The 26,997-nt window shown below is 68.6% G+C and carries 26 protein-coding genes; 13 read left to right on the forward strand and 13 right to left on the reverse strand.

What is annotated here, in order from left to right; all coding sequences use genetic code 11:
• Positions 1-38: 38 nt before the first annotated feature.
• Positions 39-1,058 (reverse strand): EamA family transporter, encoded by a 1,020-nt coding sequence (locus BJ959_RS13015; RefSeq protein WP_341799907.1) that lies wholly within the window; start codon positions 1,056-1,058, stop codon positions 39-41.
• Between the two features lie 200 nt (positions 1,059-1,258).
• On the opposite strand from BJ959_RS13015, the gene BJ959_RS08500 reads away from it, so the two are divergent.
• The 6 genes from BJ959_RS08500 (at position 1,259) to BJ959_RS08525 (ending at position 9,663) form a co-directional block, all read left to right on the forward strand.
• A complete protein-coding gene (locus BJ959_RS08500) occupies positions 1,259-3,568 on the forward strand; it encodes a bifunctional metallophosphatase/5'-nucleotidase (RefSeq protein ID WP_165878992.1) in 2,310 nt (769 codons plus the stop codon).
• Positions 3,569-3,758: 190 nt separating this feature from the next.
• A complete protein-coding gene (gene cysK, locus BJ959_RS08505; RefSeq protein WP_153982067.1) occupies positions 3,759-4,694 on the forward strand; it encodes a cysteine synthase A in 936 nt (311 codons plus the stop codon).
• Complete coding sequence (epsC, locus tag BJ959_RS08510; protein WP_153982066.1) at positions 4,695-5,261, forward strand: serine O-acetyltransferase EpsC; 567 nt, start codon at positions 4,695-4,697, stop codon at positions 5,259-5,261.
• 54 nt (positions 5,262-5,315) lie between these two features.
• Positions 5,316-6,944 (forward strand): SulP family inorganic anion transporter, encoded by a 1,629-nt coding sequence (locus tag BJ959_RS08515; RefSeq protein WP_153982065.1) that lies wholly within the window; start codon positions 5,316-5,318, stop codon positions 6,942-6,944.
• Between the two features lie 10 nt (positions 6,945-6,954).
• Positions 6,955-8,925 (forward strand): DNA helicase RecQ, encoded by a 1,971-nt coding sequence (gene recQ, locus BJ959_RS08520; protein WP_153982064.1) that lies wholly within the window; start codon positions 6,955-6,957, stop codon positions 8,923-8,925.
• Positions 8,926-8,946: 21 nt separating this feature from the next.
• Positions 8,947-9,663, forward strand: coding sequence for a lysophospholipid acyltransferase family protein (locus BJ959_RS08525; protein WP_341799906.1), 717 nt, complete (start codon positions 8,947-8,949; stop codon positions 9,661-9,663).
• On the opposite strand, the gene BJ959_RS08530 is transcribed toward BJ959_RS08525, so the two are convergent.
• Complete coding sequence (locus tag BJ959_RS08530; RefSeq protein WP_153982063.1) at positions 9,585-10,025, reverse strand: hypothetical protein; 441 nt, start codon at positions 10,023-10,025, stop codon at positions 9,585-9,587. The genes BJ959_RS08525 and BJ959_RS08530 overlap by 79 nt on opposite strands.
• 60 nt (positions 10,026-10,085) lie before the next feature.
• The gene (gene trxA, locus BJ959_RS08535) at positions 10,086-10,460 is read right to left on the reverse strand and encodes a thioredoxin (RefSeq protein WP_153982062.1); all 375 of its coding nucleotides are present in this window, start codon (positions 10,458-10,460) and stop codon (positions 10,086-10,088) included.
• A 215-nt stretch (positions 10,461-10,675) separates the two neighbouring features.
• Here trxA and BJ959_RS08540 point away from each other — a divergent pair, with 215 nt between their 5' ends.
• The 3 genes from BJ959_RS08540 to BJ959_RS08550 all read left to right on the forward strand — a co-directional run bounded on the left by BJ959_RS08540 (position 10,676) and on the right by BJ959_RS08550 (position 14,246).
• Complete coding sequence (locus BJ959_RS08540; RefSeq protein ID WP_153982061.1) at positions 10,676-12,856, forward strand: acyl-CoA dehydrogenase family protein; 2,181 nt, start codon at positions 10,676-10,678, stop codon at positions 12,854-12,856.
• A 122-nt stretch (positions 12,857-12,978) separates the two neighbouring features.
• Positions 12,979-13,476, forward strand: a complete 498-nt coding sequence (locus BJ959_RS08545; protein ID WP_153982060.1) for a methyltransferase family protein — start codon at positions 12,979-12,981, stop codon at positions 13,474-13,476.
• On the forward strand, positions 13,473-14,246 hold the full coding sequence (locus BJ959_RS08550; protein ID WP_341799905.1) for a dienelactone hydrolase family protein: 774 nt from the start codon (positions 13,473-13,475) through the stop codon (positions 14,244-14,246). The genes BJ959_RS08545 and BJ959_RS08550 overlap by 4 nt, the downstream gene beginning before the upstream one ends.
• Before the next feature lie 99 nt (positions 14,247-14,345).
• Here BJ959_RS08550 and BJ959_RS08555 read toward each other — a convergent pair whose 3' ends face one another.
• Positions 14,346-14,606, reverse strand: coding sequence for a glutaredoxin family protein (locus tag BJ959_RS08555; protein WP_153982059.1), 261 nt, complete (start codon positions 14,604-14,606; stop codon positions 14,346-14,348).
• A gap of 58 nt (positions 14,607-14,664) precedes the next feature.
• Here BJ959_RS08555 and BJ959_RS08560 point away from each other — a divergent pair, with 58 nt between their 5' ends.
• A complete protein-coding gene (locus BJ959_RS08560; protein ID WP_183321945.1) occupies positions 14,665-15,099 on the forward strand; it encodes a rhodanese-like domain-containing protein in 435 nt (144 codons plus the stop codon).
• Here the strand turns inward: BJ959_RS08560 and BJ959_RS08565 are convergent, their stop codons facing one another.
• The gene (locus BJ959_RS08565) at positions 15,100-15,891 is read right to left on the reverse strand and encodes a DUF554 family protein (RefSeq protein WP_183321947.1); all 792 of its coding nucleotides are present in this window, start codon (positions 15,889-15,891) and stop codon (positions 15,100-15,102) included.
• Positions 15,892-15,940: 49 nt separating this feature from the next.
• Positions 15,941-16,330, reverse strand: a complete 390-nt coding sequence (locus BJ959_RS08570) for a DUF4177 domain-containing protein (protein ID WP_153982058.1) — start codon at positions 16,328-16,330, stop codon at positions 15,941-15,943.
• 289 nt (positions 16,331-16,619) lie between these two features.
• On the opposite strand from BJ959_RS08570, the gene BJ959_RS08575 reads away from it, so the two are divergent.
• Both BJ959_RS08575 and BJ959_RS08580 read left to right on the forward strand, forming a co-directional pair.
• Complete coding sequence (locus BJ959_RS08575) at positions 16,620-17,627, forward strand: tocopherol cyclase family protein (RefSeq protein WP_153982057.1); 1,008 nt, start codon at positions 16,620-16,622, stop codon at positions 17,625-17,627.
• Between the two features lie 124 nt (positions 17,628-17,751).
• Positions 17,752-19,008: an ATP-binding protein gene (locus BJ959_RS08580; RefSeq protein WP_153982056.1), complete on the forward strand. Its 1,257-nt coding sequence runs from the start codon at positions 17,752-17,754 to the stop codon at positions 19,006-19,008.
• On the opposite strand, the gene BJ959_RS08585 is transcribed toward BJ959_RS08580, so the two are convergent.
• A complete protein-coding gene (locus tag BJ959_RS08585; protein ID WP_153982055.1) occupies positions 18,954-20,003 on the reverse strand; it encodes a TerC family protein in 1,050 nt (349 codons plus the stop codon). The two genes, BJ959_RS08580 and BJ959_RS08585, sit on opposite strands and share 55 nt — an antisense overlap.
• A gap of 267 nt (positions 20,004-20,270) precedes the next feature.
• Here BJ959_RS08585 and BJ959_RS08590 point away from each other — a divergent pair, with 267 nt between their 5' ends.
• Positions 20,271-20,630, forward strand: a complete 360-nt coding sequence (locus BJ959_RS08590) for a cupin domain-containing protein (RefSeq protein WP_153982054.1) — start codon at positions 20,271-20,273, stop codon at positions 20,628-20,630.
• A gap of 25 nt (positions 20,631-20,655) precedes the next feature.
• Here the strand turns inward: BJ959_RS08590 and BJ959_RS08595 are convergent, their stop codons facing one another.
• The 6 genes from BJ959_RS08595 to BJ959_RS08620 all read right to left on the reverse strand — a co-directional run bounded on the left by BJ959_RS08595 (position 20,656) and on the right by BJ959_RS08620 (position 26,972).
• A complete protein-coding gene (locus BJ959_RS08595) occupies positions 20,656-21,348 on the reverse strand; it encodes a hypothetical protein (RefSeq protein ID WP_153982053.1) in 693 nt (230 codons plus the stop codon).
• On the reverse strand, positions 21,341-21,766 hold the full coding sequence (locus BJ959_RS08600) for a hypothetical protein (protein ID WP_183321949.1): 426 nt from the start codon (positions 21,764-21,766) through the stop codon (positions 21,341-21,343). Before BJ959_RS08600 ends, BJ959_RS08595 begins: the two co-directional genes overlap by 8 nt.
• Positions 21,767-22,041: 275 nt before the next feature.
• Positions 22,042-22,500: an iron chaperone gene (locus BJ959_RS08605; RefSeq protein WP_165878991.1), complete on the reverse strand. Its 459-nt coding sequence runs from the start codon at positions 22,498-22,500 to the stop codon at positions 22,042-22,044.
• 21 nt (positions 22,501-22,521) lie between these two features.
• Entirely contained in the window at positions 22,522-23,475 is a 954-nt protein-coding gene (locus BJ959_RS08610; protein ID WP_341799904.1) for an HNH endonuclease, read from the reverse strand.
• Positions 23,476-23,653: 178 nt separating this feature from the next.
• Complete coding sequence (locus BJ959_RS08615; RefSeq protein ID WP_153982051.1) at positions 23,654-26,584, reverse strand: DUF3427 domain-containing protein; 2,931 nt, start codon at positions 26,582-26,584, stop codon at positions 23,654-23,656.
• Entirely contained in the window at positions 26,577-26,972 is a 396-nt protein-coding gene (locus tag BJ959_RS08620) for a (deoxy)nucleoside triphosphate pyrophosphohydrolase (protein WP_153982050.1), read from the reverse strand. The genes BJ959_RS08615 and BJ959_RS08620 overlap by 8 nt, the downstream gene beginning before the upstream one ends.
• Positions 26,973-26,997 lie beyond the last annotated feature (25 nt).

Genomic DNA, 26,997 nt, shown 5'->3' on the forward strand with positions numbered 1-26,997 from the left:
GTTTCTCGGAGCAACGACGGGCGGTGCGGGATGCGGGCTCAGGCCGCGGCGAGCATCGCGCTCGCGGCCAGGGCGAGCGCGAGCCCGACCCACTGCAGCCGCGCGATGCGCTCGCGCAGCACGAGCGCGGCGAGCAGGATCGTGCCGGCCGGGTAGAGCGCGGTCAGCACGGACACGATCGTGAGGTCGCCGACCCGCAGGCCGATGAGCACGATGATGTTGGCGAGCGCGTCGAGCACGCCGCAGCCGACGGCGAGCCAGAAGCCGCCCCGCCAGCCGCCGCGCAGGGCGGCCGCACTCGCCCGGAGCAGTCCGCCGCGCGCAGTCCCGCCGGAGCCGGGTGCGGCCGGGATACCCGAGCCCATCCTCCCCGTCGCGTGCGCGTCGCCGAGCCCGTGCGGCGCGCCGTGCGCGCCGTCGAGCACCGCGAGCGGTGCATCCGCCGCCCGCACGTGCCGCGCAGCGGCGATGATGGCGAGCGCGACGATGAGCGTGATCATGATCGTGGCGTTGACCGTGCGGTTGGCGACGAGCGGCACCAGCCCCGAGTCGTCGGGCGTCTGGTCGACGAGAATGTAGAACGCTCCGATGAGCGTGCCCGAGGCGGTTGCCATGACGAGCCCCGCCGCCGTCGGCCGCACGGCCTCCTTCGACGGCACGAAGCCGACGAGCACGACGGCGATGAGCGCGAGGCCGAACGCCGGGTATGCGATGGCTCCCAGCTGCGAACCGGTGGCGAGCCCCCAGGTGAGCGGCACGATCGCCGAGGTCACGGCGGTCAGCGGCGACAGGATGCTCATCGGCCCGATCGCCAGGCACGCGTAGAGCAGCGCGATGGCGGCGGCCCCCGTGATGCCCGAGATGCCGCCCCACAGCACGGCCTCCCACGACCAGCGCCCGGGAATCACGAGGGTCGCCGCGAACAGCAGCACGACGCCCGAGAGCGCCCCGACGGCGGTCACCCGCAGGGCCGAGATGCGGCGCGCGGAGAGTCCGCCGAGGAAGTCGGCGGCGCCGTAGACGAGGGCGCCGGCGAGCCCGAGGACCACTGTGAGCACGACGTGCACCTCCGCGCTCGATCATGCCAGGTCGGCGACGGTGAACAGTGCGCGACGCTTCGCTGACGTTTCATCGTCCACTCATGCGAGCACTCGACGGGCGGGGGCGGTGTCGTCTAGAGTCGGCCGCGTGACCCCCGAACGGGGGTAAACAGATGTGTCTACATCTGACATCGTTTCACGAGGGGGGACTCTTCGTCATGCCGTTTTCCACACCACCGAGGCTCGGCGGTGACGCGCATCGCGCTGCCGCCCGCCGCACCACCGCGCTCGGCACCGCTGTCGCCGTCGCGCTCGGTCTCGTCACGCTGACGGCCGCTCCGGCCTCGGCCGAGCCGATCGCGATCTCCGACGCACCGGTCGAGATCGACATCCTCACCATCAACGACCTGCACGGTCGGCTCGAGGCCGCTCCGCCGGCCGCCGGTGCCGCCGTTCTCGGCGGGCTGGTCGAGGCGACGCGCGCCGCGAACCCGAATACCCTGTTCATCTCGGCGGGCGACAGCATCGGGGCGTCCACCTTCACCTCGTTCATCCAGAACGACGAGCCGACCCTCGACGTCCTCAACGCGATGGGTCTCGACCTGAGCACGCTCGGCAACCACGAGTTCGATCAGGGGCGGGCGGATGTCGATGACCGGGTCATCCCGAATTCCGACTTCCCCTACCTCGGCGCGAACATCTACGAGAAGGGAACGCAGACCCCGGCCTACCAGGAGTACGAGGTGATCGAGGTCGACGGTGTCGACATCGGCTTCATCGGCGTGCTGACCGAGAGCATGCCGTCGCTGGTGAGCCCGGATGGCATCGCGACGCTCGACTTCGGCGACATGACCGCCGCGGCCGTGCGGGTGGCCGACCAGTTGCAGGACGGCGTCGCCGCCAATGGGGAGGCCGACGTGGTCATCCTCGTCGTGCACGAGGGCGCTCCCTCGACGACCCTCGAGGCGGCCACGGGCGACAGCGAGTTCGGCGATCTGATCCGCGGCGTGCTCGGCAAGGTCGACGCGGTCGTGTCGGGCCACACCCACCTGCAGTACGACCTCGAGGTTCCCGTCCCGGGCACCGATGAGGTGATGCCGCTGATCCAGGGCGGCCAGTACGGTGAGGCCTACGGGCACCTCGAGCTGACGGTCGACCCGGCGTCGAGCGAGCTGCTCAGCATCACGGCCGGCGTGAAGCCGCTCGTGGGGGCCGCGCAGCCCGACCCGGAGATCGCCGCCATCGTGGCGGAGGCGGTCGCGTTCGCGGCCGTCGCCGGCAACGCCAGCCTGGGGGAGATCACCGACGACTTCCTCCGCGGCATCGACTTCACGGGCCAGAACGGCGCCGTGAACGAGAACCGCGGGGCGGAGTCGACGCTCGGCAACGTGGTCGCCGACGCCCAGCTGTGGGCGACGCGCGACCTCGGCACCGAGATCGCCCTCATGAACCCGGGCGGTCTGCGCGCCAACCTGCTGTTCGCGTCCAGCGGCGCGCAGGATCCGGCGGGCAACCTCACCTTCCGGGAGGCGGCCAACGTGCAGCCATTCGCCAACACGCTGTTCACCATGACGCTCACGGGCGCCCAGCTGCGCTCGGTGCTCGAGCAGCAGTGGCAGCCGGCGGGCAGCAGCCGACCCTTCCTGAAGCTCGGTGTCTCGTCGACCTTCGCGTACGACTACGACCCGACGCGGCCCGCGGGCGAGCGCATCGGCACGATGCTGCTCAACGGCGAGCCGGTGACGGCGGGCCAGCAGGTGCGCGTGGTGGTGAACTCGTTCCTCGCGGCGGGAGGCGACAACTTCGCCACCCTCGCGCAGGGAACGCAGCGCGCCGACTCCGGCCGCATCGACCTGCAGGCGTTCGTGGACTACGTCGGCGCCTTCTCGCCGATCAGCCCCGATCTCGCCCAGCGGTCGGTGGGGCTGTCGCTCAGCGCTCCCGGTCCCGACGGCTATCGGGGCGGCGACGAGGTGACCATCACGCTCAGCTCGCTGCTGTTCACCAATCAGGGTGACCGGGAGGCCGATGTGGTGGTGAGCCTCGGCGGCGAGGTGCTCGGCTCGGCGCCGATCGACGCGACCATCGTCGCGCGATCGGATGAGACGGGTCGCGCGACCCTCACGGTGACCCTGCCCGAGGGTCTGAGCGGTCCGCAGCAGCTGGTGATCGCCGTGCCCGACAACGGCACCGAGATCGCCGTGCCGCTCGAGCTGGCGGCACCGCTGCCCGCCATCGAGGTGCTGCGCGAGCCGAAGATCGTCGGCCCGGCGGTGGTCGGCAAGGAGCCTCGCGTGAAGGACCCGCGCGTGGCCGCCGACGACGCGCAGTTCGCTTACCAGTGGCTGCGTGACGGTGTGCCGATCGACGGCGCGACGGCGAGCACCTACCGGGTGACGGCGGGGGACGCCGGAACCTGGCTCTCGGTAGCGGTGACGGTGACCGCGGAGGGCTTCGCCCCGACGACGACCGTCAGCGATGACCGCCGGGTGCCCGGGAAGCCGGGGCCCGGGCCGCGCGTGCGCTAGCGCAGGGTTCAGCGCGGGCGTGACGGCGGCGGGGCGGGGGAATACTCCCGCCCCGCCGTCGTTGTCTCCCGTGGCGCCGCTCCGTCACAAACGGGCGACGGGCAGGGCGCCCCCGTACCCTGGATGCTGGCCCCGCCCGCATCCGCCGCCCCGTGGCCCCGCTGAGGCGCTGCACCCTGAGGAGAACACCATGGCTCGCATCTACTCCGACATCACCGAGGTCTTCGGCAACACCCCGCTCGTGACCCTCCGGAAGGTGACCGACGGTGCCGGCGCGACGGTGCTCGCCAAGCTCGAGTTCTACAACCCCTCCGCGAGCGTGAAGGACCGCCTGGGTGTCGCCATCGTCGACGCCGCCGAGAAGAGCGGCGCGCTGAAGCCGGGCGGCACGATCGTCGAGGCGACGAGCGGCAACACCGGCATCGCCCTCGCCATGATCGCCGCCGCGCGCGGTTACCACGCGGTGCTGACCATGCCCGAGTCGATGAGCAACGAGCGCAAGATGCTGCTGCGCGCCTACGGCGCCGAGCTCATCCTCACCCCCGCGGGCGAGGGCATGAAGGGCGCTGTCGCCGCGGCCGAGAAGGTCGTCGCCGAGCGCCCGGGCACCGTGCTCGCCCGCCAGTTCGAGAACGAGGCGAACGCCGCCATCCACCGAGCGACCACCGGCCCCGAGGTGTGGAACGACACCGACGGCGCCGTCGACATCTTCGTCGCGGGCGTCGGCACGGGCGGCACGATCACCGGCACCGGCCAGTACCTCAAGCAGCAGAAGCCCGGCCTCCAGGTTGTCGCGGTCGAGCCGGAGGAGAGCCCGATCCTCAACGGCGGCCAGCCCGGCCCCCACAAGATCGCCGGCATCGGCGCCAACTTCGTGCCCGCGGTGCTCGACCGCGAGATCTACGACGAGGTCGTCGACGTCAACATCGGCCAGGCCGTCTCGATGGCGCGCCGCCTCGCGGCGGAGGAGGGCATCCTCGCCGGCATCTCGTCGGGCGCGACCGTGCACGCCGCCGTCGAGCTCGCGAAGCGCCCCGAGAACGCCGGCAAGACGATCGTCGTGATCGTGGCGAGCTACGGCGAGCGCTACCTCTCGAGCGTGCTGTACGAAGACCTGCAGGCGTAGATGAGCGTGCGGGAGGACATCCGCACGGCCCGTCTGCGTGACCCGGCCGCGCGGTCGGCCCTCGAGGTGTTCCTCACCTCGGCGGGCCTGCACGCCGTCTGGTGGCACCGCGTCGCGAGCTGGCTGTGGCGCCACGGGTTCAAGCTGCTCGGCCGCATGGTCGCGCAGGGCGCGCGCTGGTGGACGGGCATCGAGATCCACCCCGGGGCGACGATCGGCAAGCGGCTGTTCATCGACCACGGCATGGGCGTCGTCATCGGCGAGACGGCCGAGATCGGCGACGACGTCATGCTGTACCACGGCGTCACGCTCGGCGGTCGCACCCTCGAGCGCGGCAAGCGCCACCCCACGGTCGGCAACGGCGTGCTCATCGGAGCCAACGCCACGGTGCTCGGCCCCGTCACGATCGGCGATCGCTCGCAGATCGGCGCCCTCGCCCTGGTGACGAAGGATGTTCCCGCCGACTCCGTCGCGACCGGCATCCCGGCCACCTCGCGCCCGATCGAGCGCGGCGCGGGCCGCACGGGGGCCGACGGCTTCGTCGTCGACCCCGCTATCCACATCTAGCGGCAGGACTTTCAGCCCTAGTCCGACCGGCAGCCCCCGGGCATTCTGGGAGGCATGTTGCCGTCGCGCCGGGACTACCGCGACCTGCGCCGCACCTGGAAGGGCGATCTGCTCGCCGGGCTCACCGTCGGCGTGGTGGCGCTGCCGCTGGCGCTCGCCTTCGGGGTGAGCTCCGGGGTGGGCGCGGAGGCGGGGCTCGTGACCGCCATCGTGGCGGGCTTCGTCGCCGCCGTGTTCGGGGGCTCGAACGTACAGGTCTCCGGCCCGACGGGGGCGATGGTGGTCGTGCTCGCGCCGATCGTCGTGCAGTACGGCGTCGCCGCCGTCGCCGTAGTGTCGCTCATCGCCGGCGCGATGGTGATCGCCGCCGGGCTCGCGCGCATCGGCCGCGTCGTCACCTACATCCCGTGGCCGGTGATCGAGGGCTTCACGCTGGGCATCGCGGTCATCATCGCCGCGCAGCAGGTGCCGGCCGCTCTCGGCGTTCCCGTCGAGGTCGAGCCGCACGCCCTGCTCGGTGCGGTCGATGCGGTGCTCGCCGCGCAGTGGCCCGTGGTCGGCTGGACTCTCGGCATCGTGGCGATCGTCGCGGTGCTCATGCTGCTGCTGCCCCGCATCCACCGCCTGATGCCCGCCTCGCTCATCGCGATCGTCATCGTCACCGTGCTCGCCACCCTGCTCGACGCTCCCGTCGCGGTGATCGGCGAGCTGCCCGCGCAGCTGCCCGCGCCCGGGCTGCCGTCGCTCGCCGGCATCGACCCGCTCGCACTCATCGGCCCGGCGGCGGCCGTGGCGGCGCTCGCCGCGATCGAGTCGCTGCTGTCGGCGCGCGTCGCCGCCTCCCTCGCCCCGACCGGCCGGGTGGATGCCGACCGCGAGCTGCTGGGCCAGGGGCTCGCCTCCGTCGCCTCGGGGCTCTTCGGCGGCATGCCCGCGACGGGAGCGATCGCCCGCACCGCGGTCAACGTGCGCTCGGGCGGCCGCACGCGGCTGTCCGCCATCGTGCACGCCCTCGTGCTGCTGGTCGTGGTGCTCGTGGCGAGCGGGCTCGTGGCGGGCATCCCCCTCGCGGCGCTCGCCGGCGTGCTGCTCATCACGGCGACGCGCATGGTGGGGCCGGCCACCGTGCGCGCCATCCTGCGCTCGACCCGCTCTGACGCGCTCATCTTCATCGGCACGGCGATTGTGACGGTCGCGTTCGACCTCATCACCGCGGTGCTCATCGGCATCGCGGCGGCGGCACTCGTGGCGCTGCGCGATCTCGCTCGGTCGAGCCGGGTGACGCGCGAGCCGATCGCCGGCATCGCTCAGGCGGGCGATGAGCGCATCGCGGTCGTGCGCCTCGACGGCTCGCTCTTCTTCGGGGCGGCCGAGCGCGTGCTCGACGAGATCGCCGCGATCGACGACGTCTCGGTGGTCATCATCCGCTTGTCGCAGCTGCGGTCGCTCGACGCCACGGGCGCCCGCGTGATCGCCGACATCATCGACGCCCTCGAGCGCCGCGGCGTGACCGCGATCGTCAAGGGCGTGCAGCCCGAGCACCGCGACCTCATCGAGCGCGTCGGTGTCACGCACCGCCTGCGGCACCCCGCGCACCTCATCGCCTCCCTCGACGACGCGGTCGAGCACGCGCGCTCGCACGTGCGCCGCGAGCGCGAAGCCGGGGTCGGCGGCGCCGACTAGCCTGGGGCGGGTGACCACGACCGCCGAGCCGACGGGCGCCGAGCAGACAGGCGCCGAGCAGACCAGCGCGCCTGGCCCGCAGCAGGTGCTCGAGCGGGTCTTCGGCTATCCGGCCTTCCGCGGCGAGCAGCAGGCGATCATCGAGCACGTCGTCGCGGGCGGTGACGCCCTCGTGCTCATGCCGACCGGCGGCGGCAAGAGCCTCTGCTACCAGATCCCGGCGCTCGTGCGCGAGGGCGTCGGTGTCGTCATCTCGCCCCTCATCGCCCTGATGAAAGACCAGGTGGATGCCCTCGAGGCCGTCGGCGTCCGCGCCGCGTTCCTCAACTCGACGCAGACGCCCGACGAGCGCCGTGCCGTCGAGCAGGCGCTGCGGGCCGGCGAGGTGGATCTGCTCTACCTCGCGCCCGAGCGCGTCACCGTGCCCGCCACGCAAGAGCTCCTCGCGAGCATCCGCATCGCCCTGTTCGCGATCGACGAAGCGCACTGCGTCTCGCAGTGGGGCCACGACTTCCGGCCCGACTACCTCGCGCTGTCGGTGCTGCACGAGCGCTGGCCGAGCATCCCGCGCATCGCCCTCACGGCGACGGCGACGGCGGCGACGGCGCAGGAGATCGTGCAGCGGCTCGACCTCGGCCAGGCGCGGCGGTTCGTGGCGAGCTTCGACCGGCCGAACATCCAGTACCGCATCGAGCCGAAGAACCAGCCGGTGCAGCAGCTGCTGCAGCTGATCCGCACCGAGCACCCCGGTGACGCGGGCATCGTCTACTGCCTGTCGCGGGCGAGCGTCGAGAAGACGGCGGCCGAGCTGCAGGCGCAGGGCATCCCGGCGCTGCCGTACCACGCGGGCCTCGACGCCGCGGTGCGCGCCGACCATCAGTCGCGCTTCCTGCGCGAGGACGGCATCGTGATGGTCGCGACGATCGCGTTCGGGATGGGCATCGACAAGCCCGATGTGCGCTTCGTCGCGCACCTCGACCTGCCGAAGAGCGTCGAGGGCTACTACCAGGAGACCGGGCGTGCGGGCCGCGACGGCCTGCCCTCGACCGCCTGGCTCGCCTACGGCCTGCAGGACGTGGTGCAGCAGCGCCAGCTGATCGACAAGTCCGAGGGCGACGCGGCGCACAAGCGCCGCATGAGCCAGCTGCTGGATGCGATGCTCGCCCTCTGCGAGACCGTCGAGTGCCGTCGCGCGCAGCTGCTGGCGTACTTCGGGCAGGAGCTGCCCGGCGGCCGCTGCGGCAACTGCGACACGTGCCTGAACCCGCCCGAGAGCTGGGACGGCACGGTGCCGGCCCAGAAGCTGCTCTCGACGATCGTGCGGCTCGACCGCGAGCGGCGGCAGCGCTACGGCGCGGGTCAACTCATCGACATCCTGCTCGGCAAGCGCACGCCGCGCGTCGAGCAGCTCGGGCACGCCGACCTCGCGACCTTCGGCATCGGCACCGAGCTGAGCGACGTGGAGTGGCGCGGCGTCGTGCGGCAGCTGCTGGCCCAGGGCCTGCTCGCCGTGCACGGCGACGGCTACGGCACGCTCGTGCTCACCGAAGCGAGCGGCACCGTGCTGCGCGGCGAGCGCACCGTCGCCCTGCGCCGTGAGGTCGTGCGCGCGAGTCGCTCCGGCCGCAGCCGCAGCGCCGCCGCGAGCGACCTGCCGCCCGCGGCCGCGCCGCTGTTCGAGCGCCTGCGCGCCTGGCGGGCGGCGACGGCTCGCGCGCTCGGTGCCCCCGCCTACGTGGTCTTCGCCGACGCGACACTGCGCGGCATCGCCCTCACCGAGCCATCGACGCTCGACGAGCTGTCGCAGGTGAGCGGCGTCGGCGCGGCCAAGCTCGAGCGCTTCGGGGATGCGGTGCTCGCGATCGTCCGCGGCGAGGAGCCGCCCGCGCCCTCGGAGTCGACGCCGTTCGACGAGCCTGCGCTCGCCGTCGAGCCGCCCGTCGATGACGTTCCGCCCGACGACATTCCTCCGGCGGAATAGAACCCGTGCCACGATAGGGCAGTGCTGACCTTCCTCGCTCGCGCGTTCCTCGCGCCCATTGCGAGGCTCATCTGGCGGCCCACCGTGATCGGCCGCGAGAACATGCCGGCCGAGGGTCCGGTCGTCGTCGCGAGCAACCACCTGTCGTTCATCGACTCGATCGTCATCAGCCTGCTCGCGCGACGCCCCGTGAGCTTCCTGGCGAAGGACGAGTACTTCACGGGTCGCGGGCTGAAGGGATGGGCGTCCCGCTCGTTCTTCTCGGGCGTCGGCGCGATCCCGGTCACGCGCGGGGCCGGTCAGGCCGCGCGGGAGGCGCTCGATGCCGGGCTCGCCAAGCTGCAGGCGGGCCAGGCCTTCTCGATCTACCCCGAGGGCACACGGTCGCGCGACGGTCGCCTCTACCGCGGCAAGACCGGCGTGGCCTGGCTCGCACTGACGGCGGGTGCCCCCGTCGTGCCGGTCGCGCTCATCGGCACGCAGCACCTGCAGCCGGTCGGCTCGCGACGCATCCGGCGGGTGCCGATCACCGTGCACTTCGGCGAGCCGATGGATCTCACCCCCTTCGGCACCGCCGATTCGGGCCGTGCCCGCCGCCACGCGACCGACGCGATCATGGCCCGCATCCAGAGCATGTCGGGTCAGGAATACGTCGATCGCTACAACGAGCCGCCGCCCGCGACCGTGCGCGAGCGCGTGCGCCGCTTCTTCCGCGCCCGCGCCCGCGCCGAGCTGTAGCCGGCCAACGCCCTGTCGCCGAGCCCGCTCATCGCGGCTCCGGCACTGTCGCCCACCGCGGCGACCACGTCGTCACGGGCCTCCGGCGGCAACCCCGCGGCGTCGAGCCGGCCGTCGAGCGCGCTGCCGAGCGAGCCGCCCGCGCCGCTGGCGAGGAACGACCCGCCCGCGAGCGCGAGCAGATTCGTGCCGGCCCGCTCGCGCCGCAGGCCCCAGCGCACGAACGCGATCGGTACCGGGCTGAGGGCGAGCGGCCACACCCAGTCGCCGAGCGTCAGCCCGTCGGTCGCGAGCCACCAGCCGTAGGTGCGCCCCTCGATGAGCTCGAACACCAGGAACGCACTCGTGATGACCGAGAGCACCGCGCCGACGCCACTCCCGTCAGGGGACGTGGATGCTCAGCGCGCGCCGACCGTGCACGGCTAGCTGTCGGCCTGCGCCTCGGCGGCGGCGACCTGCGCGCGCACCTCGTCCATGTCGAGCCCCTTGACCGCGGTGATGACCTGCTCGAGCGCGGGCGCCGGCAGTGCGCCGGGCTGGGCGAAGACGAGGATGCCGTCGCGGAACGCCATGAGCGTCGGGATCGAGCGGATGTTCGCCGCCGACGCCAGCGCCTGCTCGGCTTCGGTGTCGACCTTGCCGAAGGTCACGTCGGGGTGCTGCTCGCTGGCCTTCTCGAAGATGGGCGCGAACATGCGGCACGGGCCGCACCACTCGGCCCAGAAGTCGACGAGGGTGATGCCTTCGCGCGTGACGGTCTGCTCGAAGTCGGCGGCGGTCAGCTCAACGGTTGCCATGGCACCATCATGCCACATCCCCGGCATACCCAGGGGGGTATTCTCCGCGGGCGAACGGGGGCGGGATGCGCGGCCGCAGAACCTGCGCTCGCCCACTATGCGATTCCCCGGGTTTGTGAGGGCATCCACAAAAGGCCCTGCCGCCCGCCCCCGGGCGTTCGTGACCCCGCACGACGAACCCCCGCGCTCGACCACCCCGCCCTACCGTGGGTGGCATGAGCACGCTCGAGACCTCGGCCCCCGCCTCCGCACCCGAGCCGGCGCCCGCGGCGACCGGCTCCGCCACCGGCTCCCCCACTGCGGCCGTCGATGCCACCGGTGCGGTCGACCCCGCCACCGCGGCCGCATCCTCGGTGCCGTCCGCTCCGGTGCCCGACGACATCACGGTCGACGTCACCGCGCTCGGCGAGCAGCTGCTCGGCCGCTGGGCCGACGCCCGGCGGCACTCGCGCGAGCTCGTCGCGCGCCCCGAGTTCCAGCGTCTGCCGCACCTCGGCATGGACGAGCACCGCGAGCGCGTGCTCGGGCAGTTGAAGCTGCTGGTCGAGAACGGTTCGGTGCACCGCGCCTTCCCGAAGTCGGTGGGCGGCCAGGAGGACAACGGCGGCAACATCGCGAGCTTCGAAGAACTCGTGCTGGGCGACCCCAGCATGCAGATCAAGTCGGGCGTGCAGTGGGGCCTGTTCGCCGCCGCCATTCAGCACCTCGGCACCGACGAGCACCACCAGCGCTGGCTGCCCGACGCGCTCGGCCTCGCCCTGCCGGGGGCCTTCGCCATGACCGAGACCGGTCACGGCAGCGACGTCTCGGCCATCGGCACGACCGCCACCTACGACCCCGCGACCGACGAGTGGGTCATCCACACGCCGTTCCGCGCGGCGTGGAAGGACTATCTCGGCAACGCCGCGCTGCACGGCCGCGCCGCGGTCGTCTTCGCGCAGCTGATCACCCGCAACGTCAACCACGGGGTGCACGCGTTCTTCGTGCCCCTGCGCGACGAGACCGGTGCCTTCCTGCCCGGTGTCGGCGGCGAGGACGACGGCCTTAAGGGCGGCCTCAACGGCATCGACAACGGCCGGCTGCACTTCACGAACGTGCGGGTGCCGCGCACCAACCTGCTCAACCGCTACGGCGACGTCGACGAGAACGGCGTCTACACCTCGCCGATCGCCAGCCCCGGCCGGCGCTTCTTCACCATGCTCGGCACGCTCGTGCAGGGTCGCGTCTCGCTCGACGGCGCGGCGACGGTGGCCAGCAAGCTCGCCCTGACGATCGCGATCCGCTACGGCTCCGAGCGGCGGCAGTTCGACGGCGCCGACGGCGAGGTCGTGCTCATGGACTACCAGCGGCACCAGCGTCGCCTGCTGCCGCGCCTCGCCCAGACCTACGCCATGTCGTTCGCCCACGAGGTCTTCCTCGAGAAGTTCGACGCGGTCTTCTCCGGCGCCGCCGATACGGATGCCGACCGGGAGGACCTCGAGACCCTCGCCGCGGCGCTCAAGCCGCTGAGCACCTGGGCGGCGCTCGACATCATCCAGGAGGCCCGCGAGGCGTGCGGCGGCCAGGGCTTCCTCGCCGAGAACCGGCTCGTGCAGCTGCGCGCCGACATGGACATCTACGCCACGTTCGAAGGCGACAACAACGTGCTGCTGCAGCTCGTCGCCAAGCGGCTGCTCACCGACTACTCGCGCGCCTTCGCGAAGGCCGACGCGGGCGTCATGGCCCACTACGTCGCCGACCAGGTCGAGGAGGCCGTCGTCAACCGTTCGGGCCTGCGCAGGCTCGCCCAGTCGGTCGTCGACTTCGGCTCGACCGCTCGCTCGGTGGGCTACGTGCGCGACACCGCGGCGCAGCGGCAGCTGCTGACCGACCGGGTCGAGACGATGGTGGCCGAGCTGGCGGGCAAGCTGCGCTCCGCATCCAAGCTGCCCCGCGACGAAGCCGCGGCCCTCTTCAACCGCCACCAGAACGCGCTCATCGAGACGGCGCGCGCGCACGGTGAGCTGCTGCAGTGGGAGGCCTTCACCCAGGCGCTCGAGCACGTCGAGCACGCGGGCACGCGCCAGGTGCTGACCTGGCTGCGCGACCTCTTCGGCCTCGGGCTGATCGAGAAGAACCTGGCCTGGTATGTCATTCACGGCCGGCTCAGCGACCACCGCGCCCAGGCGATCACCGACTACATCGACGACCGCCTGCTGCCGCGCCTGCGGCCGCACGCTCTCGCGCTGACCGACGCCTTCCTGCTGCGCGATGAGCACATCCGCGCCGAGATCGCGACCGGTGTCGAGCGCGAGCGGCAGGAGGAGGCCCGCGCGTACTACGCCGACCTGGCGGCCCGCGGCCTCGCGCCGATCGACGAGAAAGACCTGATCGCCGCGAAGAAGGCCCGCCGCTAGAGGCTCGTTCGCTCGGAGCAACGACGGAGATACCGACTGTGGAACGGTGTCTTCTGCGAAAGAGGGCCGGTTCCACACACCGTCTCCGTCGTTGCTCCGAGATTCGGGCGTAGGGTCGGGGCATGGATGCTGACCCCGCGCCCGCGCCGTTCCGACTGCACCCGGCGGCGGCCTGGGCGCTCGTCGCGGCCCAGTTCGTGTTCCTCCTGCTGCTCGGCTTCCTGCCGTGGGGCTCGCTCTGGCCGCGGGAGGCCGCGACCATCGTGATCGGGCTCGTGCTGGTCGCGCTTGGCGTGGGCATCGCGCTCGCCGCCGGCGGTGCGCTGGGCCGCACGCTGACGCCGAGCCCGATTCCGAAGGCCGACGGGCAGCTCGTCACGAGCGGCGTGTACAGCCTGGTGCGGCACCCCATCTACTCGGGCCTGCTCGTGCTGGGTCTGGGCCTCATCGCCATCGGCGCTTCGCTGCTGCACTTGCTGGCCTGGATCGCGCTGCTGAGCATCCTCATGGCCAAGGCGCGGTTCGAAGACCTCATGCTGCTCGACCAGTACCCCGGCTACCGCGACTACGCCGCGCGGGTCGGGCGGCTCGTGCCCGGAATCGGGCGGGTGCGGTCGTGAGCGCGGGCACTCCGGGCGGCGCGGCCGCCGCGCCCGAGCAGAGCGTGCTCACGGAGGTCATCATCCCGCAGCCGGGCGACCCGCGCGGCGGCGAGCTGACCGGGGTGCTGGGGGTTCCGAGCGGGCCGGGCCCGCATCCGGCGCTGGTCGTCGTGCACGAGGTGTTCGGCGTCGACGATTCGATGCGCGCCCACCTCGAGCGGCTCGTCGGCCTCGGCTACGCGGTGCTCATGCCGAACCTGTTCAGCCGGGGCGGGGCGCGACGCTGTCTGACGGCGACCTTCCGCGCGCTGCGGGCGGGCACCGGCCCGGCCTTCGACGACATCGCGGCCGCGCGACGCCTGCTGCTCGAGCGGGACGACACCGGCGACCGCGCGGGTGTGATCGGGTTCTGCATGGGCGGCGGTTTCGCACTGTTGCTCGCGAGCTCGGGCGACTATGACGCCTCGGCCGTCAACTACGGGATGCTCCCCGCCGACCTCGACGACACCCTCGACGGCGCGTGCCCGATCGTCGGCAGCTTCGGCGGGCGCGACCGCACGCTGCCCGGCGCGGCGGCGAAACTGGAGGCGGCCCTCGCCGCGCGCGGCATCGACCACGACGTGCACGAGTACCCCGAGGCGGGGCACGCCTTCCTCAACCCGCTGCCGGCCGGCCCGGCGCTGATGCGCGTGCTGATGAAGCCGATGATGGCCGGCGGTCACCGCCCCGCCGAGGCCGAGGACGCCTGGGGGCGCATCGACCGCTTCTTCCGGCGGCACCTGAGATAGGCAGTCGGAGCAACGACGGAGACCCGGGTTCCACAACGGGTATATCCGCGAAGAGCACCGTTGCAGACGGGCTGTCTCCGTCGTTGCTCCGAGCGGAGGCTAGAGCGACAGCTTCTCGCGCACGGCGTCGTCGCTCGGCTCGACGAGGTGCGAACCGTCGGGAAACACGACCACCGGGATGTTCGTGCGGCCGCTGATCGCCTGCGCCTGCGCGGCGGCCTCAGCCGACGCCTCGACGTCGATCTTGGTCCACTCGACGCCGAGGTCGGTGAGCAGCGCCTCGGTTCGGCGGCAGTCGCGGCACCAGTCGGCGCCGTACATGGTGATGGTTCCGGGGGCGGGGGCGAGATCATCCGTCATGCTGAACGATAACGCGGGCCGCTCGCGCGGTGTTCCCACCACCTGGCACCATGGGGTGATGACCAGTTCGGCTTTGGGTTTGTTCGGCGACCCGTCGTCGACCGCCGCCCACTACGCCGCGAAGCTCGCCGTCGAGACCGACGCCTCCGATGTCTGGGCGGCCCGTCAGGCGGGCGAGGTCTTCCACCTCGTCGACGTGCGCGGCCAGGCTGCGTGGGATCAGGGGCACGCGTCGGGCGCCCTGCACATTCCGCGGCAGCAGCTGGCCGAGCGGGTCGCCGAGCTCGGTGAGGGCATCCCGGTCGTCGTGTACTGCTGGTCGCCCGGCTGCAACGGCGGCGCGAAGGCGGCGCTCGAGCTCGCGCGCCTCGGTGTGCCGGTGAAAGAGATGATCGGCGGCTTCGAGTACTGGGCGCGCGAGGGGTATCCGGTCGAGGATGCCCGGGGCGCGGTCGTGCGCCCGATCGACCCGCTCACCAACGTGGTCGACTAGCTAGCCCAGCAGCGCCTGCACCCCGATGGTCAGCAGGGGCGCCGCGATGAGCGCGGGCAGCATGTCGGCCACCGACACCGCGCGCACGTTGAGCAGGCGCAGGCCGACGCCGAGCAGCAGCACCCCGCCCGTCGCGGTGAGGGCGGCGATCGCCGCACCCGACATCACGGTGCCGAGGAAGAACGCGAGCACGGTCAGCAGCCCCTGCCAGATGCCGACGGGGATCGCCGAGAACGCGACGCCCCAGCCGAGCGACGCCGCGAAGGCGACGGAGGCGAAGCCGTCGAGCGTGGCCTTGAGCGCGAGCTGGTCGAAGCCCTGACCGGTGCCGTCCTGGAAGGCGCCGAGGATCGCGAGCGGGCCGATCGCGAACACCAGCGAGGCGTCGACGAACCCGGTGATGAAGCGGTCGCGACCGGTGAGGGCGAGCGGGGCGCCATCGGGATGCTCGACACGGGCATCCCGTGCCGCAGGCCGCGTGAATCGCCGCTGCAGCCAGCCGCCGAACCGCTCGAGCCGCGCCTCGATGCCGGCGAGCGAGCCGACGATGCTGCCGATCAGCAGGGCGCCGATGACGACGAGGAAGGTGCCGCCAGCGCCGACCGCGCCGACGAAGTCGGTGTCGGTGAGCGCCATGAGGTTGAGGCCGCCGAGCACGATCGTGATGAGGCCGAGCGCGTCGGTGACGACCCGGTTCGTGCGCTCGGGCAGACGGTTGCCGATGAGCACGCCGATGGCCGCGCCGACGACGATGGTGACGATGTTGAGCAGGGTGCCGAGGCCGACGATCACCGGTTCAGCGTAGCCCCGCGGCACAGCCTGTTCGTGCCCGAACGGTGCCCTACGTGAGCTTCTCGAACACGAGCGTGGCCTGAATACGGTCGCCACCGCCCATGCCCTTGCTGCCCGACGCGGAGGTCGTGATCGTGTGCAGCCGGTAGCCCAGGGCGGCCTGGGCGTTGATCGCCCGCTCGAGCTCTGTCAGGTTGCCCGAGCCCGACCCGAAGAACTTCTCTTTCAGCACCACCTGCAGAACGACGTAGCTCATGCCCTGCGGCGCGGGCCGGGGCTGCGCGCCTGCGACGGCCTCCGCCTTGATCTGATCGATGAGGCCCCCTGCGCTCGGCGCCTCTGACGGGTCCTGATAGCGATCCGTCCACTGCTGCCCGTCCCACCACCGCTGACGGCCGCTGCCGTCGTCGTACCAACCTTCTTGTGCTGCCTTCGCCATCGACGGTTCCTCTCTCGTGTGTTCGGTCGGCGACCGATCAGTGGCCTCACGCTATCGAGGCGGGCCGACAACGGCGAAGGGTCGGTGGCACGGCGATCTGGCGAGTCTCCCCGTGACGGCACTTCCAGAACTGCGGATGATCGCGAACCGCTCTCATTCCCATCCGCAGATCTGGAAGGGTCGAGCGGTGATGGTGCAGTCTCCGAGTTCCGCAGCGCTGAGCTGACCGCGCGGCGTCCTCCCGTCGTCGCCATGGCACGAACCAGCCCAGCCCGCATAGGGTGGCGCCATGCGAACCCCGGTCGACTACGTGCGCGGTGTGCGGCACCCCGAGGCCTTTCACGGGCGGGGTGTGCACCGCGGCTACTTCGAGGGCTGGTACATCAAGCTCGTGTCGGCCGACCGCTCGCAGCGGTGGGCGGTGATTCCCGGGGTGTTCCGCGGGCTGGCCGGCGAGGATGGCGCGCGCGACGAAGCCTTCGTGCAGGTGCTCGACGGCCTGACGGGGCGCAGCTGGTACCACCGGTTTGATCCGGCCGACTTCGAGGCGGCGAGCGATCGGTTCGCGGTGCGCGTCGGCGGCAACACCTTCTCTCCCGACGGGGTCACGCTCGACCTGCCGCAGCTGCGGGGGAGCATCCGCTACACCACCGCGCTCGACCCCTGGCCGGTGACGCTGCGTGAACCGGGGATCATGGGCTGGTACGGGCTTGTGCCGTTCATGGAGTGCTTCCACGGCATCGTCTCGTTCGGTCACGGGCTGGCCGGCGAGCTCTCCGTTGAAGGGGAGCAGCGCAGCTTCGACGGCGGCCGCGGCTACATCGAGAAGGACTGGGGCAAGGCATTCCCGGCCGGTTACGTCTGGATGGCGAGCAACCACATCGACGCGCCCGACGGCTCCGACACCGGGGCGAGCTTCATCGGCTCGGTGGCGATCATCCCGTGGCTCGGCGGGTCGTTCCGGGGCTTCATCGTCGGGCTGAAGCACAGCGGGAAGCTGCATCGCTGGACCACGTACACGCGCGCCCGAGAGCGCCGCCTCGAGATCGACGACAGCCACGTGCGCTGGAGCATCGAGGGCCGCGACGGCCGGCTCGAGCTCGAGGCCGAGCGGGTGCGCGGCGGGCTGCTGCACGCACCGCTGCGCACCGCGATGCATCAGCGCGTCGAAGAGACGCTGGATGCGCGCATCACGCTGCGCCACCGCGACGCGTCGGGCCGCATCCTGCTCGAGGGCACCGCGCACGCCTCGGGCCTGGAGGTTTTCGGCGACACCGAGCGGCTGCTCGGGCTCTGAGGCCCCGAAACGACGAGCATCGCAGTTCGGAGTCAACAGATCTCGTATTTCAGGGGTGACGAATCTTGCATCTGGTTGTCGACAAATATTGCATGGGGATGTGCCCTCTGCCTAGCCTGACGTCATGAACGACTACAGACCTCGGGTCGTCGACGCTGAGCTCGCCGACAAGCTTCGTGTCAATGGTGCTGTTCTCATCGACGGCCCTAAGGCGGTTGGGAAGACGGAGACGGCGACGCAGGCCGCTACGACAGTCTTTCGAATGGATGTCGATCGCGTCGCGCGTGCCGCCCTGGTCGCCGATCCGACGCTGCTCTTCGACAACCCGACCCCCATACTCTTCGATGAGTGGCAAGAGACCCCGGAGATCTGGAACCTGACCCGTCGCGCCGTGGACGACCATGAGGGCAAAGGTCTCTACCTGCTGACCGGCTCATCGCGGCCGCGCGATACCGCACGAATGCACTCTGGGGCAGGGCGAATTGGTCGTCTCCGCATGCGCCCGATGTCGTTGTACGAATCTGGCCACTCGAGCGGTGAGGTCAGTCTTGCGGCGTTGCTCAACGGCGAGACTGTTGAGGGGGCCAAACCTCTGCCGCTCAGCGTCGTTGAACTCTTGGAGCGTGTTGTTGTCGGGGGGTGGCCCGAGACCATCGACATGACCGAAAGCGACGCGCGAGCCTGGATGGGTGATTACCTGCGAAACGTTGCTGAGGTCGATGTGCCCGCTCTTGGGCCACGGCGTAACCCCGGCAACATCGAGCGCCTTCTTGCCTCCTTGGCGCGAGTGGTAGGGGGGACGATCAACAACGCAGCGACGGCCACCGAGGTGGGCGGATCGCGTGGGTCGATCGACCCGAGAACCCTCGCCAATTACGTGGATGCCCTCGATCGGTTGATGCTGCTGGAACCTTTGCCGCCCTGGGTCTCGCACCTGCGCTCGCGCACGCGGTTGCGGACGACACCGGTGCACCATTTCGTCGATCCGTCGATCGCCGTGTCAGCGTTGGGTGCGGGGATCGTTGAGTTGAAGCGTGACCTCGAGGCGGCGGGATTCCACTTCGAGTCGCTGGTGCTGCGCGATCTGCGCACCTACGGCCAGGCCCTCCAGGCCCGTTTCTCGTCGTGGCGAGATTCGCAGCTCGGGCACGAAGTTGACGCCGTCATCGAGCTTCCGAACGGCCGCTGGGCCGCCGTCGAGGTGAAGCTCGGAGAGGCGGCGGCCGACGAAGCCGCGCGCTCTCTGCTCACCATGGCGCGCAAGGTTGATCGTGAGCGCCATGGTGAACCGGTTGCTCTGATCGTCGTGACGGGCGGGCGCTTCTGCTACCGCCGTCCGGATGGGGTGACCGTCGTGCCGGTCACGGCCTTGGGTCCGTAGCGGAACAGCGGCTCCGCATCCGCCAGTTCTTCGGGCGTCGCGACGCGGAACGGGGGAGCGTTCTCGACCTCGACGGCGTGACGCCCCTGCCCGCGGGTGGCCCGCAGGCTCGTGATGATCGAGATCGCGATGATCACCGCCACCACACCGAGCGAGACGCTCGTGGGGATCTTGTAGACGTCGAGCAGCAGCATCTTGATGCCGACCCAGATGAGCACGAACGCGAGGCCGAGCTTCAGGTAGATGAAGCGGTGCATGAGGTCGGCGAGCAGGAAGTACATGGCGCGTAGGCCGAGGATGGCGAAGGCGTTGGCGGTGAAGACGATGAACGGCTCGGTGGTCACGCCGAAGATGGCGGGGATCGAGTCGACGGCGAAAATGATGTCGGTCACCTCGACGAGCACCAGCACGGCGAGCAGCGGGGTGGCGACGATGACGCCGGCTTTGCGGATGAGGAACTTCTGCCCGTGGAAGGCGTCGGTCATCGGCACGAAGCGCTTGAACAGCTTGAGGATCTTCGAGTTGGCGACATCCATGTGCTCGTTGCGCTTCCTGATCATCACGTAACCCGTGTAGAGCAGGAAGGCGGCGAACACGTAGAGAATCCACGAGAACTGGTCGATCAGCACCGCGCCGAGCGCGATGAAGATCGCGCGGAAGACGAGAGCACCGATCACGCCGAGGAAGAGCACGCGGTGCTGGAACTCACGGGGCACCCCGAAGAAGGCGAAGATGATCGCCCACACGAACACGTTGTCGACGGCGAGCGACTTCTCGATCAGGTAGCCGGCGTAGTACTGCTGCCCGAGCTCGGCCCCGTACTCCCACCAGATGTAGCCGCCGAAGGCGACGCCGAGGCTCACCCAGATGATCGACCACACGGCAGCTTCACGCGGGCCGATGACGTGCGCCGTGCGGTGGGCGAAGAGGTCGATGGCGAGCATCGTGAGAATGACGCCGAGCACGGCCAGCCAGAGCCAGAGGGGTACGTCCATGAGAGGTCTCCTGAATCGGCGAGGGTTCAGGAGGTCTGTCCCAGCGCGGCCGACGTGCGGCGCGCCCCCGCTGCCGGTCGTGCACGAGCTCGACGGAGTGACGACAGCGGGCGGTGACGGGGATACTCCCCTCCGCAGACAAGGGAATCACATTTCGTGACTCTGAGGCCACCTGTGACGCTGAGAAGTTGCCGAGCCCCGGGACGCGCTCTGCGCTCGCGGCTAGGGTCGAAGGGTTCTGTCTCTTCCTGTCGAAAGGCTTCCCTCATGGCCATCGTCTGCCGCACCGGTACCGTCACCCGCGCCGATCAGACCCACACTCCGCTCGAGCTGCCGCTGGCCGACCCGCTCGGCGCCGACATCGCCACCACCTATCTGGAGGTCTTCTCGGGCAAGGCGAGCTCGCTCGACGTGGGCATCTGGGAGACCGACCCGGGCCGTTCGCGGTGGGAGTTCACCGACAGCGGCGAGGTCATCTACGTCATCTCGGGCCGAATGACGGTGACGGAGGACGGGCACGACCCGATCGACATCGAGCCCGGCGACCTCGTCATCTTCCCGGTCGGTTGGCAGGGTTTCTGGGAGGTCACGGAGCCGCTGAAGAAGGTCTACGTCATCTTCGAATGACGGATGCGCCGCCGCGGCCGTGCGGTCAGAGCAACGGAGGGCGTGCTCGGGTCGTGTCCCGCACGGCTATTTCGATCGCCCTCAGCCACTCGCGTCGCGCCTGTTGCAGGAGCTTCTGTTGCGGCTTCGTCGGTTTCGCGCGGGGTCCGATGAGGTCGAAGACGGCGGCGACATGCTGCGGTAAGTCGTCTCGACTTCCCGCAGTGGCAGCGGCGAGAACACGGCACGCCATCGACGCGTCGACCCGGGCCTCGAGTAGCCGCACGATCTCGCGTGCATCCTTGAAGCCTTTCTCTGTGTCTGGACGGTCGAGCAGCGCCGCGAACTTAGAGATGGTGTGCGCCTCGATGGTGAGCAGCTGCCACCGTGAGCCTTCGAGCCTCTCGGTGTGCTTGGCCAGTTCTTCTACTCGCAGTCGCAACACGCCGCCCAGTTGCGACTGATGCGGAAGGTAGACGTCGACGTGCACGCCGTCGAACGTGCCGCGCCATTTCGTTCCTTGCAGGTGTGTTGAGCGCGAGAGCTCAGACAGGGTCGCCTCGATCTTCTGGCGAACAGCATCGGACGCAATGATGAGGTCGATGTCCCGGCTGATCTCACCGCCGACGCGGCGTACGGTCGCCCATCCACCGATCAGGATCGAGGGTTCGAGCTCATCGCCGAGAAAGTCAAGCACCTCGAGGAGGTGCCCCTCGTCATCGAACGGAATCTCAGCCATTGACTGATTCCGCTCGTGACCAGTCGTCGACGCTGAACCATCGGCGCCAGAGCGCGCGGCGGAACTCGCTGGCTTGCCATCCCGGCTGCGCGAACAGGTCGGCGTAGGTCTGCCCTCGGCTGGTGTAGCCATCGCCCCAGGCTTCGAGCGTTGTCTCGTCGACGGTGAAGACCAGCGCACCGTCTCCTTCGGGGAGGAGGGTGAGGTCGCTGCCGGTCGGCACGTAGAGGATGGCCGCGCCGTGATCGGCGATCGTGTTGCGCCCGTCGAGGTGGTGTACGGCCGCCCGCGTTCCCCCGACGGCGTAGTGTGCAACGCGCTCGGTCAGCTCGTGGGCCGCTTCGAGCGTTGTGGCCGTCGCCTCCCGCAACGTGCGACTGACTGCAAACAGTGTGAGCACCCGCTCGGGGTCGGTCACGCTGAAGCCTCCCGCCGGCGGACGATGGCGGGTGACCGCGCCAATCTCGATCGGTCTTGCGAGGGCCTTGTATGCGAGCTGCTGGCCGACTCCCGCATGCCACGCCAGTTCGGCCGTGCTGGGCCACTCTCGGCGACCGTCGAGAGCATGGTCAACCAGCGTGCGCCAGACTGCATCCGTCTGCTTCATCTGGTCACCTCGCCTGATCATTCTACCAAAGAGTACAATCCAGACTTTACCATTTGGTAGAAACCAGATTCTACTGATTGGTAAACTCAGCCGACGGCGCGCCGCACCAGCTCGGTGATGCGCTGCTCTTCGGCCTGCCCGATACTCATGACCGCGAACGACGCCGGCCACATGGCACCGTCGTCGAGCTGGGCGGTGTCGTTGAACCCGAGCGTCGTGTACCGGGTGTCGAACTTGCTGGCCGGCTGCACGAAGCACAGCACCTTGCCGTCGAGCGCATAGGCGGGCATGCCGTACCAGGTGCGCGGAGCCAGCTGCGGAGCCGCCGCCATGATCACCTCGTGCAGCGTCGTGGCGAGCGCGCGGTCGCCCTCGTCAGGAAGCTTCGCGATCGCCTCGAGCAGGTCGTTCAGCTCGGCCTCAGCCTTCGCGGCCCCCTTGGCCCGCTTCGCCTGCGCGCGCAGCTCGGCCGCGCGCTCTTTCATCGCGGCGCGCTCGTCCGCGGTGAACCCGTCGTTGCCGGTGGATGCTCTGCCCTCAGCCATGAGCCCCATAGTGCCACCTGCCTAGCTTGGAAGCTTGGCTCCTTTTGATCGGTTGCATCGCCAACAGAGTGTCTGGAGGTTCTCTTCAGTGCTGAGCCCACCTCTTGAGACGGGGACGATGTGGTCCACCTCCAAGAGCAGGTGAGGCTCGGCTGCAACTGACACACCGCAATGGAGACACGTGTGCTCATCACGCGTCTTGATCTGGTTTCTCAGCCGTGCGGTCATGAGAGCCCGTTGACCGGCAGCTGACTTGGCCCACCGGATCTTGGCCGCAAGCGCTTCCGAAAGTGCGTCAAGCGTAGGGGTGTCAAGTGTGATGTTGACCTGTTGGCCGGAGTTTCCACCGGCAGATACGTACTGAAACTTGTACCTGGGGTAGGGAACCGTGATCGGGGTCAACTCAACCCCAATTAGGCTCCAGAACTCTTTCGAGTACCGCTTGAGAATGAAGGCCGGCGGTCTCATGCGCGAAAGGATGTCCTGCTCGCGAACATGCGCGTTCTGGATTGCCTCCTCGAGACGGGAGATGTCGGTCGCGACACGTTGCACGTCCGCGAGGGTCTCCTGGTCGGGCTTTATGGAGAAGTACTTCATGAGGTACTTGATCGGTTCGACACTTGCATTCCTGACCACCTGCAGTGACGCGTTGTGAACATGAGGGGCATATTCGGCGACGTTCCTGTCGCGACGGTTGTTCCATGCCGAAGTGTTTTCGAAAGCAGCCAAGTGTGCGTGTTGACCGCTTGCCGAAGCACCGAGCTCAAAGGATCCCTGCGCCCGAATTTCCTCGACGTACTGAATGACTTCGTTGTGTTCCTTGACGACCGCGGTCGCGTCGGCGCGGAGTGCCTGGAACTCCTCTGAGCCGAAGTATTTGTTCTTCCTGTAGTTCCAGATGATTGGGTTTCCGCCGAGGACCAGCGCGAGCCCGAGAAGGAACCCGAAGGGTCCGGCGACTCCGTTCAGGATCACGGGAACCAGTACCAAGAGTGTGATGAAGAGTGGTGTTGGCAAAGAGGCCTCTTGTTCTTTGGTGGGACGAGGTGCTTTACGTCATGACTGAAACTCACGACGGGCGCTAGGTTACACTCCGCGTCCGCCACCGTCTTGTGCCGACGGGGTTATCAAGGGGGTTCTCTCTTGGGAATGGCTACTCGGTTATCGACGGCTGGAAGTAGTCGAACAAGCCCTGTGGAATGGGGTCATCGAACAGAAGCGTGACTCGGACCACCGGGATTGACTCGTTGTTCTTGTCGGACATCGACGTTTGGAACGCGTTCGTCGCCTGGGCCCGACCCAGGTAGAAGAAGTCCGTACCGTCGTTGTCGTCCTTCTTCGCGAAGACATTAATCTCGACCGAGTTGCTCACGATCGCCTTGACCTCGGCGCTGTCGAGCGTTCGGCGGCTGCGCGTAAACCACGTCATGGTTCGCGTGTCGATGAGCTGATCCTCGTACTGCGTGCTCGCCGTCACATCTTCTGCCTTGTGATACGTCACGAAGATCGGGCACGTTCGAGTGTCAGCGTCGACCTTGTAGCCGAAGATCGTGCCCATCATGTTCGACCGCCAGCGGAGTAGCCGAGACGCGTCTTTGCGGGAGTACTGACGTCCAACGCTGAACGGCTCGGCATCGCCGTACTTGCGGGGAATGATCGAACGGGCTGTCCAGAGCAGATCGTGGATTTCGTTGTGGAAGTCGTGACTGGTCTCCAGGTTGAGGCGGAACACATCGCCAAGTCGATACTGGCCGTCGTCGCTGCGAGTAACCGGACTGGTTCCATATCGCGATCGCTCTGCTTCGGTGAGGAACTGAAACGTGAGCGTTCTCAGCGCGCTCATCGTGAGTTCCATATCTGCCTCGTCACCGACGGCGGCTGTGCGCTGTGACAGTTCCTTGAGCGGGAGCGGCCTTCCTCTCAGGAGTTCAAAGAGCACTTCCGTTTCGGCAAGCCGCTTTGCTGCAAGGACCTCGTTTCCGAGGAAGTCGAGCATCCGCGATTGCTCGTCGGTGAGCTTGTTGTCAACCCTTAAGGTACGGCGGAGGAGCTCCGGGTAGTGCTTCAGGCTTGTTGCGAGGACGACCGGGTCGGTCGAGTCAGACTCCGCGAAGTCGATGAGGCGTGGCGTCCGCCCGAGCCGGGATCTCATGGCTTCCAGCGAAGGCTTGAGTAATGCGGCACTGCTGAGTTTCGTCACGGCGACGGAGTCGAGTACGCGCTTTTGGGCGATCCTGTCGAAGCGAATACTTGAGATGTTTGCGAGCACTCCGCGTTCCTCAGCTTCGATCAGCCGGCGCCGGAGTGACTCCTTGTCCTGCGAGTTATCACCAAAGAGGGCGATCGGGATGAGGTAGTTGTTCGTGTAGTTCCCGATGAAGTCGATGACGATCGTGTAGTCCTTTGCGGGTGCCTTGCGCAGACCACGCCCGAGTTGTTGGACGAACACGATGGCTGACTTGGTCTGTCGAAGCATCACCACTTGATTGACCGAAGGTATGTCCACGCCCTCGTTGAAGATGTCCACTGTAAGGATGTAGTCGAGCTCTCCGCGCTCGAGCTTGTCGACTGTCTGCAGTCGTTCATCGACGGAGTGCACCCCCGAAAGCGCGACGGTCCTGAGCGGCCTGCCGTGAAGGGTCAGTCTGTTCAGTTCGTTGGAGAGAGCCGTTGCCTCGTCGACTCTGCTGCAGAAGATCAGGCCTTTGGGAGAGGTGCCCGCATGACCGTAGAGCTCGAGATTTCGAACCACATGTTCTGCTCGCAGCCGCGAAGCTAGACGCTCGATCGTTGTCGCGTCGTCGGTCGTCGTTCCGTCTTCGAACTCAACGTCAGCAACACCGAAGTAGTGGAACGGCGCGAGCATGTCGGCTTCGAGGGCAGCCTGAAGACGAATCTCGTAGGCGACGTTGTAGTTGAAGAGTTCGAATACATCCGACTGATCCGAGCGTTCGGGTGTCGCCGTCAGGCCGATTGTGAAGGCCGGCTTCAGGTGGTCCATGACCCGTCGGTACGACTGCGCCCCGACGTGGTGCGACTCGTCGACGACGACGTAGTCAAACTCGTCTGGGCTCACACTGTCCAGAACGTCTAGCCGGGACAGCGACTGAATGGTGGCGAAGACGAAGCGCTTGTCTGTCTGCCTGCTGCCGCCGGCGAGCTTCCCAACCTCCTGTGCCGAGATCCCGAGAAGATTCGTGAATTCTTGGATGGCTCGATCGAGAATCTGCTCCCGGTGGACGATGAACAGGAAGCGTTCTGGCTTAACTATTCCTACGTGGAAGGCGGCCAGCGCAGTCTTGCCCGTTCCGGTCGCGGATACGACGAGAACCTTGCTCTTCCCTTCCGCGCGCATGCGTTCGATTGCCGCCAGCGCTTCCCGCTGCATAGCGTTGGGTTCGAACCGTGCCACGACGGATTCGGATCCTGTTGGTGATTCGATAGGGGTCGGAGCTTCGGCCACCTTGCCGGGCGTCCAGACGGTGGTCGGTCGTGGGCGTGTTTCGTACTCCGCGATCCACTCCGTAGTGAGGTCCAGGGAGTTCTCTAATTGCTCGAGCTCGAGCTCGTCGAGCTGGCGGGAGAGATTGCTCTGAGGCGACCCCGAGACCTTTATGTTCCACTCAAGGTTCGCTACGAGAGCGGACTCCGTCAGGTTGGCGCTGCCGAACAGCGCCACCGATCGGTCGGGCCGACGGAAGATGTACCCCTTGGCGTGGAAAGCCTTGCTCGAGTGAATTCGAGCGGAGACCCCCACTTTCTCGAGTGCCTTCAGCTCCTTGAACACGCCGGGGCTGTTGAAGCCCAGGTAGTCGGAAGTGACGATCGTGCCCGTGCCGCGGAAGTCCACAAGTTCCTGTTTGAGGAGAGTAAGTGCTCTCGGCGTCACAAATGCGACGGAGAACAGAAAGCGCTCGGCGTGCTTCAGTTCACGGCGCAGCACTCGAAGCACGGATGAGTTCTCGTTGTTGAGCACGACCTCCGGGTTGAGGTTGTGCGGCACGAGGGCGGACTCGAGCAAGTAGCCGAACTCGGTCTCCCGACCCAGCGGCGACTTCCAGAAGTCCTCGCGGGGTTCAGACACCAGCTGCTCGCAGCTTCTCTACGGCTGGGATGTCCGCAGGTGCCCATTCGAGAGTGTCGAGTGCCTCGACAGGCAGCCACCGTTCTTCCGCATGCTCATTCGACTGCGGCTCGCCGGCGACGAGCTCGCATATGAACGTCGCGAGAGTAATCACCGCGAAGTCGTACTCGTGGGTGGTTGTTTCGACGGGCTGCAACACAGAGATCTCACATCCGAGCTCCTCGTTGATCTCTCGGATGAGAGCGTCGGCGAACGACTCGTCTTTCTCGACCTTGCCGCCGGGGAACTCCCACATCCCAGGTAGCGCCCCACTGAGGCCGCGACGAGCGCAGTAGACCAGGCCGTCACGGACGATGACCGCCCCAACCACGGTGATGTGCTTCTTCATCGACCCTCGCTCGTCTTCATTCACC

Source organism: Microcella frigidaquae, assembly GCF_014200395.1.
Classification (GTDB): domain Bacteria; phylum Actinomycetota; class Actinomycetes; order Actinomycetales; family Microbacteriaceae; genus Microcella; species Microcella frigidaquae.

What these genes read in the sequence shown, in the direction of transcription:
- BJ959_RS08590 (WP_153982054.1), top strand. Translation starts at nt 20,271, where the DNA reads ATGGCCATCGTCTGCCGCACCGGTACCGTCACCCGCGCCGATCAGACC.
- BJ959_RS08620 (WP_153982050.1), bottom strand. Translation starts at nt 26,972, where the DNA reads ATGAAGAAGCACATCACCGTGGTTGGGGCGGTCATCGTCCGTGACGGC.
- cysK (WP_153982067.1), top strand. Translation starts at nt 3,759, where the DNA reads ATGGCTCGCATCTACTCCGACATCACCGAGGTCTTCGGCAACACCCCG.
- BJ959_RS08585 (WP_153982055.1), bottom strand. Translation starts at nt 20,003, where the DNA reads ATGGACGTACCCCTCTGGCTCTGGCTGGCCGTGCTCGGCGTCATTCTC.
- BJ959_RS08500 (WP_165878992.1), top strand. Translation starts at nt 1,259, where the DNA reads ATGCCGTTTTCCACACCACCGAGGCTCGGCGGTGACGCGCATCGCGCT.
- BJ959_RS08580 (WP_153982056.1), top strand. Translation starts at nt 17,752, where the DNA reads ATGAACGACTACAGACCTCGGGTCGTCGACGCTGAGCTCGCCGACAAG.
- BJ959_RS08605 (WP_165878991.1), bottom strand. Translation starts at nt 22,500, where the DNA reads ATGGCTGAGGGCAGAGCATCCACCGGCAACGACGGGTTCACCGCGGAC.
- BJ959_RS08545 (WP_153982060.1), top strand. Translation starts at nt 12,979, where the DNA reads ATGGATGCTGACCCCGCGCCCGCGCCGTTCCGACTGCACCCGGCGGCG.
- epsC (WP_153982066.1), top strand. Translation starts at nt 4,695, where the DNA reads ATGAGCGTGCGGGAGGACATCCGCACGGCCCGTCTGCGTGACCCGGCC.
- BJ959_RS08555 (WP_153982059.1), bottom strand. Translation starts at nt 14,606, where the DNA reads ATGACGGATGATCTCGCCCCCGCCCCCGGAACCATCACCATGTACGGC.
- BJ959_RS08595 (WP_153982053.1), bottom strand. Translation starts at nt 21,348, where the DNA reads ATGGCTGAGATTCCGTTCGATGACGAGGGGCACCTCCTCGAGGTGCTT.
- BJ959_RS08515 (WP_153982065.1), top strand. Translation starts at nt 5,316, where the DNA reads ATGTTGCCGTCGCGCCGGGACTACCGCGACCTGCGCCGCACCTGGAAG.
- BJ959_RS08540 (WP_153982061.1), top strand. Translation starts at nt 10,676, where the DNA reads ATGAGCACGCTCGAGACCTCGGCCCCCGCCTCCGCACCCGAGCCGGCG.
- BJ959_RS08560 (WP_183321945.1), top strand. Translation starts at nt 14,665, where the DNA reads ATGACCAGTTCGGCTTTGGGTTTGTTCGGCGACCCGTCGTCGACCGCC.
- BJ959_RS08575 (WP_153982057.1), top strand. Translation starts at nt 16,620, where the DNA reads ATGCGAACCCCGGTCGACTACGTGCGCGGTGTGCGGCACCCCGAGGCC.
- BJ959_RS08570 (WP_153982058.1), bottom strand. Translation starts at nt 16,330, where the DNA reads ATGGCGAAGGCAGCACAAGAAGGTTGGTACGACGACGGCAGCGGCCGT.
- trxA (WP_153982062.1), bottom strand. Translation starts at nt 10,460, where the DNA reads ATGGCAACCGTTGAGCTGACCGCCGCCGACTTCGAGCAGACCGTCACG.